At 63.6% G+C, this 7,099-nt stretch carries 8 protein-coding genes; 1 reads left to right on the top strand and 7 read right to left on the bottom strand.

Annotation, left to right across the window (positions count from 1 at the left end):
- Positions 1-7: 7 nt before the first annotated feature.
- The gene (locus tag CLM60_RS02605; protein ID WP_095587658.1) at positions 8-823 is read left to right on the top strand and encodes a quinoprotein dehydrogenase-associated SoxYZ-like carrier; all 816 of its coding nucleotides are present in this window, start codon (positions 8-10) and stop codon (positions 821-823) included.
- On the opposite strand, the gene CLM60_RS02610 is transcribed toward CLM60_RS02605, so the two are convergent.
- The 7 genes from CLM60_RS02610 to CLM60_RS02640 all read right to left on the bottom strand — a co-directional run.
- Positions 817-1,359: a PQQ-dependent catabolism-associated CXXCW motif protein gene (locus CLM60_RS02610; protein ID WP_095587659.1), complete on the bottom strand. Its 543-nt coding sequence runs from the start codon at positions 1,357-1,359 to the stop codon at positions 817-819. The genes CLM60_RS02605 and CLM60_RS02610 overlap by 7 nt on opposite strands.
- A gap of 1 nt (position 1,360) precedes the next feature.
- On the bottom strand, positions 1,361-2,182 hold the full coding sequence (locus tag CLM60_RS02615) for a substrate-binding domain-containing protein (RefSeq protein ID WP_245848120.1): 822 nt from the start codon (positions 2,180-2,182) through the stop codon (positions 1,361-1,363).
- 4 nt (positions 2,183-2,186) lie between these two features.
- Positions 2,187-2,657 carry a c-type cytochrome, methanol metabolism-related gene (locus CLM60_RS02620; protein ID WP_245848124.1) on the bottom strand — a complete coding sequence of 157 codons (471 nt, stop codon included), beginning with the start codon at positions 2,655-2,657 and terminating at the stop codon, positions 2,187-2,189.
- Positions 2,658-2,790: 133 nt separating this feature from the next.
- Positions 2,791-4,593, bottom strand: coding sequence for a lanthanide-dependent methanol dehydrogenase XoxF5 (gene xoxF5 / locus CLM60_RS02625; protein ID WP_095587662.1), 1,803 nt, complete (start codon positions 4,591-4,593; stop codon positions 2,791-2,793).
- Between the two features lie 127 nt (positions 4,594-4,720).
- On the bottom strand, positions 4,721-5,140 hold the full coding sequence (locus tag CLM60_RS02630; RefSeq protein WP_095587663.1) for a c-type cytochrome: 420 nt from the start codon (positions 5,138-5,140) through the stop codon (positions 4,721-4,723).
- A gap of 23 nt (positions 5,141-5,163) precedes the next feature.
- Complete coding sequence (gene fghA, locus CLM60_RS02635) at positions 5,164-5,991, bottom strand: S-formylglutathione hydrolase (RefSeq protein WP_095587667.1); 828 nt, start codon at positions 5,989-5,991, stop codon at positions 5,164-5,166.
- A 5-nt stretch (positions 5,992-5,996) separates the two neighbouring features.
- Positions 5,997-7,099: S-(hydroxymethyl)glutathione dehydrogenase/class III alcohol dehydrogenase (locus tag CLM60_RS02640; RefSeq protein ID WP_095587666.1), on the bottom strand; the 1,103-nt coding region annotated here is incomplete at its 5' end.

Here is a 7,099-nt window from a genome sequence, read left to right on the forward strand (position 1 = left end):
GATAAAGATGAAACCACTGATCGCCGCACTGGCCCTTTGCGTCTGTGCCGAGCCACTTGCCGCCGCGCAGGATGCCGCCTGGCCCGACCTGCGCGATGCGCTCTACGAAGACCGGGTGCTGAACGATGGCAGCCAGATGATCGCCATCGACGCGCCCTATCGCACCGATAATGACGCACGCACCCATGTCGCGGCGCATCTGGTGGCGCCGGCGGGGCTGCGGATCGGCAGCGTGTCGGTCATTCTGGACGAAAACCCGATGCCGGTGTCGGCCGTCTTCACCTTCGACACGCCGCTGCCGCGGTTCTTCTTCGATGTCAGCCTGCGGATCAACGGACCGACGCCGCTGCATATCGTGGCCGAGACCAGCGACGGGCAGCTGTTCGTGGCCGAAAGCTTCATCAAGACCTCGGGGCAAGGCGCATGCGCCGCACCGCCCGGCACCGACCCCGAGGCCGCGCTGGCCACGCTGGGCGAGATGCTGATCGATGTGGGCCCGCTGGACGAGGGCGGCAGCGTCATGGGCCAGTTGCAGGCGCTTTCCGATCCGCAGCGCAGCGTCAGCGTGGATGTCTCGCATCCCAGCCATTCGGGCATGCAGATGGACCAGATCTCGCTTCTGTTCATCCCGATGCGCTATGTCGAGACCCTGGATATCGCGCTGGACGGTCAGGGTTATGTCGATGTGACGGGCAGCATATCACTGTCGGAAAACCCCCGCGTCACGCTGGGCGTGCCATCCGGCGCGCAATCGCTGGATGTGACGATGACCGATACCGATGGCACCGTGACCCACGCCCACCGGATGATGCCGGGTTACTGACCGCCGGGTTCCGGCGTCACTTCCTCGACCGGGAAATCGAAGAAGGTCCAGCCATCGGTGCCCTCGGGCAGCCAGTAAACCTGGGTATAGCCGTATTCCAGCGCCCGCTTGGCGGCGTTCCAGCTCATCCAGCAGTCCTCCAGACAGAAGAACAGCACAGGGTGACCGGTATCGCCGCCGGTCACCTTTTCCAGACCCGCGCGGAAGTAGGCGTGGTTCACATCCGCCAGCCCGCCATAACCCACATTGGGCAGCCAGATCGCACCCGGGATCGACAGGCGCGGCTTTTCCCGCCAAATCGCGCCCTTGGGCAGGTTCGCGGGCTTGGGCGGGCGCGGCAGCACGTCGACAAAGGCGACCGTGCCCGTCTGCCACAACTCATGCGCCTTTTCGGGACCGACGACCGTGCCGCCCGACAGGGTCGCGGGCACCGGTTCGCGGTAGTGGTCCATGCGGTAATCGGCGGGCTCTTCGACCTGTGCCGGGGCGGGCGCGGCCAGCGCGATGATCGTCAGGATCAGCGCCGCGCCGCGCATCTTATTGCCCCGGCTGTTTCAGCGCATCGCCCATATCCGTCAACAGCGGCACGCCTGCATCGGTCAGGATCGCGTCGATCTCGGCCTGGTTGCGGCGGATGAGCGAGTTCAGCTTGCGCTGCCAGACCTTTTCGCCCTGACGCACGCCCATGGTGATCCGGAAGAACAGGCGCGGCGGCAGCGTCTCGTGGATCAGCGGCGTGACCTTGAGGCCGGGATAGTCGGCCTTGACCAGCGGCCCGGCCAATGGCCCCCACAGGATCGCGGCGTCGATCTGGCCCGCTTGCAGGTCGTTCAACATGTCGATGGCGGGGGATTCGAACCGCCGGTCCACCACAAGGTTATAGGGGCGCGCCCGCCCGATCAGCCCGTTGCGCGCCATATGCGTGGCTGGCGGGCTGCCTGCGATGATGCCGATGCTGCGGTCTTTCAACGCCGGATCCGACAGCGCCTGAACCCCCGACAGCGCCCCATCGGCGGGCACGACCAGCACGAAGGACGAGGTGAAGTAATGATTGGTGTTCAACACCATTTCATGGCCCTGGGCATAGCCGATCACCAGATCGCATTTGTTCGCCCGCAGCGTGTTGCGGATGAAGCCCGTGGCCATCGGATACCAGGTATAGGCGACCGGCAGCTCCAGCTTGCCCGCGATGAATTCGGCCAGGCGGTTTTCGTATCCCCGCCCCTGGTCATCCGACATCGGGTAATTGGCCGGATCGGCACAGACCCGCAGGGCGCTGCGCGACACCAGATCGGATGTCTGCGCGCCGCCCGCGACGGGCAGCAGCAACAGCAAAAGCGCGGCCAGAAGCCGCGCCATCTGCTTACCCTTCCAGGCAGGCATTTTCATCTTCGCGGATGACATCGGATTTGCCCTCTTTCTTGCCCGGACGGCCACGGGGCACCACATCGGCGCCGCGCGCCTTGAGGTAGACATAGATGTCATCGAGGTAACACATCACATTCGGGTTCTCGCCAAAGGCGGGCATCACGGAATGTTCGGCCGCGTTCACCTTCTGGCGTCCATTGGTCACCACGTCGACGAAATCATAGTAATCCATGTCGATCGCCGACTTCTTCAGCGCCGGGGCATAGGACGAGCCCTCGCCCTCGGGTCCGTGACAGACATGGCATTCCGAATGATAACGGCGGAACCCCGAATAGGTCATCCAGTCCACGGTGCCGTCCTCGGCCACGTTATAGGTGGGCACGTCGTCTTCGGTGAAATAGCGGCCGTCCTCGGAATAGGCGGCGGTCAGGTTGTCGATCTCCTGCGCGGTTGCGGGCAGCGACATCAGCACGACGGCAAGGATGCCGTGAAATCTTGTGGCCGAAAGCGTCATCTTGGTTTCCTGCTTGGGTTTTGGGGATTGCCGCAAGGGGGACCCCCGCGGCAATCCTTGAGACTTGAGTGTCAGGCGCGGGCCATCAATCGGGCAGCGCGAACACCGTCAGCTGACCGCCCAGCGCGGTATAGTCGCTGAGCGCGGCATAGCCGCCCACGGCGCCCAGACCGTCATTGGGGTTGGTCAGACCAGCCGCCAGACCGATGCCGGCCCAGCCACCGACACCCGACAGGATGCCGACATACTGCTTGCCACCATGGGAGTAGGTCATCACGTTGCCGATGATGCCCGAGGGGGTCTTGAACTTGTAAAGCTCGTCACCCGTTTCGGCATCGACCGCCTTCAGATAGCCTTCCAGCGTGCCATAGAAGACGACGCCGCCCGCAGTGGCCAGAGCGCCCGACCAGACCGAGAACTGCTCGGGGATCGACCACTTGATCTCGCCGCTGGTGTTGTCCCAGGCGATGAAGTTGCCCATGCCGCCATGGCTGTCCGGGGCCGGGTACATCGACAGCGTCGCGCCGACATAGGGCTGACCGGCGGTATAGCTGACGCGGAACGGCTCATAGTCCATGCAGACGTGGTTGGTCGGCACATACATCAGCTCTGTCTGCGGGCTGTATGCGGCAGGCTGCTGGTCCTTGGTGCCCAGGGCCGCCGGGCAGATCCCGGTCGAGTTCACGTCCTCGCCGTTATGCTCGGTGGAATACTCGGCCACCACGGCCGGACGGCCATAGGTTTCCGATGCCGGGTCCATGTCGACGCCAGTGGTCCAGTTGACGGCGGGGTCGTATTTCTCGGCCACCAGCAATTCGCCCGACACACGGTCCATGGTATAGGCCAGCCCGTTGCGGTCGAAATGGGTCAGAAGCTTGCGCATCTCGCCATCGACTTCCTGCTCGGTCAGGATCATCTCGTTGATGCCGTCATAATCCCATTCGTCATGCGGGGTCATCTGGTACAGCCACTTGGCCATGCCGGTATCCGCATCGCGGGCCATGATGGTCATCGACCAGCGGTTGTCGCCCGGGCGCTGTGCCGGGTTCCAGGTCGACGGGTTCCCGGTGCCGTAATAGACCAGGTTTTCCTCGGCGTCATAGGAATACCAGCCCCAGGTGGTGCCGCCGCCGATCTTCCACTGATCGCCTTCCCATGTGTTGGTGCCCGAATCCGGCCCCACCGGCTTGCCCAGATGGGTGGTGTTTTCGGGATCGATCAGGGTGTCGGAATCCGGCCCCATCGAATAGGCGCGCCAGACCTGCTCGCCCGAGTTCATGTCATAGGCCGTGACCGACCCGCGCACGCCGAATTCACCGCCCGAGATGCCGACGATGATCTTGTCATTGACCGGCAGAACCGTCGCGGTGTTGGTTTCGCCGATGCTGGGATCGCCGTTCTGCGCCTCCCACAGGACTTCGCCGCTCTGGGCGTCCAGCGCGACGACCTTGGTGTCGGCCTGATGCAGGAAGATCTTGCCATCGGCATAGGCGACGCCGCGGTTCACGGTGTCACAGCACATCACCGGAATGACGCTGGGATCCTGCTTGGGCTCGTATTTCCAGATGATACGCCCCTCGTCCGCCAGATCCAGCGCATAGACGATGTTGGGGAACGGGGTGTGGACATACATCGTGTCGCCCACCACCAGCGGCGAGCCTTCGTGACCGCGCAGAACGCCGGTCGAGAAGGTCCACGACACCTGAAGGTCGCCCACGTTTTCCTTGTTGATCTGGTCCAGCTGCGAATAGCGCTGGTTCTTGTAGTCGCCGGTCTGCAGGACCCACTGGTCCGCGTTGTCGATCTCGGCTTGTACGGATTCACTTGCGAAAGTCGCGGCCGGTGCGCAAAGCGCGGCTGCAGCCGTCAAAGCAAACAATCGTTTCATCGTGCTTCTCCCTGATTTGATCGATACCACCTTGCTGCGCTTGCCTGGCCGTTCTGTCCGGCCGCCTTGGATCAGGCGCAGGGTGGACCCGGTGTCTCTCCTCCCACCGGGATGATGTTTTTAGGTGTTACGAACCCTCCTCTTCTGCGGTGAAACTCGCCAGATAGGCGATGATGTCGGTGCGCTCTTCCTCTTTGCGCAGACCTGCAAAGCTCATCTTGGTGCCCGACATGTAGCCTTTGGGCTTTTCCAGGAATTCAGCCAGCGTTTCGGGTGTCCAGACCAGGCCATCGGCCCCGGCCTGCACCATGACATCGGAATAGCCGAAATCCGCGGCCGTACCGGCGGTGCGGCCCAGGATGCCGTTCAGAACCGGGCCGGTCTTGGCCTTGGCCTCGGGGCCGACCGCGTGGCAGGCCTTGCATTTCCGAAACACCTTTTCGCCCTTGGCCGCGTCGCCTGTGATCTCGAACGTCGCGTCCTGCGCCTGTGCGGCGGTCAGGGTCATCGCCAACATGGCGGCGGCCGAAAACAGTGTGAATTTCATGTCGTTCCCATTCTCCCTAGTGATCAGTCATTCAGCCGCTCGGCATGCCAGGCCACGTGGTCCCCGGCAAAACTGGCGACGAAGAAATAGCTGTGGTCATAGCCCGGCTGCATGCGCAGCTGCCCGGGCTGTCGCCGCGCGGTCATCGTGGCGGCCAGGGATTCCGGGCGCAGCAGGTCCAGAAACTGGTCGCTCGCCCCCTGGTCGACAAGGATGTCCCCTTTCCAACCTAGTTCTTCCAGCAACAAGGTCGAGTCGTACTGCGCCCAGCCGGCCTCGTCCTCGCCCAGATAGCTCGACAATTGCTTGCGCCCCCAATCCGACCGGGTGGGGTTGGCGATGGGTGCAAAGGCCGACACCGACTTGAACAGATCGGGGTTGCGCAGCGCGATGGTCAGCGCCCCGTGCCCGCCCATGGAATGGCCGGTGATGCCGTGGCGCACGGCCTCGCCGGTCAGATCCTCAACGATCGCGCGCAGCTCGGTCCGGATATAGTCGTACATCCGGTAATGCGCCGACCAGGGGCTGCGGCTGGCATTCACATAGAACCCCGCCCCCTGCCCCAGGTCATAGGCCTGGTCGTCGGCCACCGCCTCGCCCCGCGGCGAGGTGTCGGGAAAGACCAGCGCGACGCCCTCTTCGGCGGCGAATTTCTGAAATCCGCCCTTGGTCATCGCGTTTTCATGGGTGCAGGTCAGGCCCGACAGGTACCACAGCACCGGCACCGGCCCGTGCTTGGCCTGCGGCGGCATGAACAAACCGAAGGTCATGTCACAGGCGCATGTGTTCGACGGGTGGCGATACACGTATTGCACCCCGCCATAGCACCTGTTTTCTGCCACCACCTCCAGTGTCATCAATACACCACGACGCTTCGGATGGATTCGCCCGCATGCATCAGGTCGAAGCCCTTGTTGATGTCGTCGAGGCTCAGGGTGTGGGTGATCATCGGGTCGATCTCGATCTTGCCATCCATGTACCAGTCGACGATCTGCGGCACATCCGTCCGGCCCCGCGCGCCGCCAAAGGCGGTGCCTTTCCACACCCGCCCCGTCACCAGCTGGAACGGGCGCGTCGCGATCTCGGCCCCTGCGGGCGCCACGCCGATGATGATCGACTGGCCCCAGCCGCGATGGGTGCATTCCAGCGCGTCGCGCATCACCTTCACATTGCCGGTGCAGTCGAACGAATAATCCGCCCCGCCGATCTGATCGAAGGGCGTCTTGGTCAGCTCCACGATCTCTTGCACCACGTTCTCGCAATTCTTCGGGTTGATGAAATGCGTCATCCCGAAATGCTCGGCCATGGCCTTCTTGTCGTCGTTCAGATCGACGCCGATGATCATGTCCGCGCCTGCCAGCCGCAGCCCCTGCAGCACGTTCAGACCGATGCCGCCCAGCCCGAACACCACCGCCTTGGCGCCGATTTCGACCTTGGCGGTGTTGATCACCGCGCCGATGCCCGTGGTCACGCCGCAGCCGATGTAACAGATCTTGTCGAAGGGCGCGTCGGGCCGCACCTTGGCCACCGCGATCTCGGGCAGGACCGTGTGATTGGCGAAGGTCGAGCAGCCCATGTAATGCAGGATCGGGTCGCCATCGAGGGTTGAGAACCGCGAGGTCCCGTCGGGCATCAGCCCCTGCCCCTGGGTCGAGCGGATCGCTGTACACAGGTTGGTTTTCTGGCTCAGGCAGGACGGGCAGGCCCGGCATTCCGGCGTATAAAGCGGGATCACATGGTCGCCCGGCGCGACGCTGGTCACACCCGCACCAACCTCCAACACCACGCCTGCGCCCTCATGGCCCAGGATCGCCGGGAACACCCCCTCGGGGTCGGCGCCCGACAGCGTGAATTCATCCGTATGACAAATCCCCGTCGCCTTGATCTCGACCAGAACCTCGCCAGGCTGGGGACCCTGCAGGTTGATTTCCATGACTTCAAGCGGCTTGCCCGCTTCGA

The organism is Actibacterium ureilyticum, assembly GCF_002285435.1.
In the GTDB taxonomy this organism is placed as follows: Bacteria; Pseudomonadota; Alphaproteobacteria; order Rhodobacterales; family Rhodobacteraceae; genus Actibacterium_C; species Actibacterium_C ureilyticum.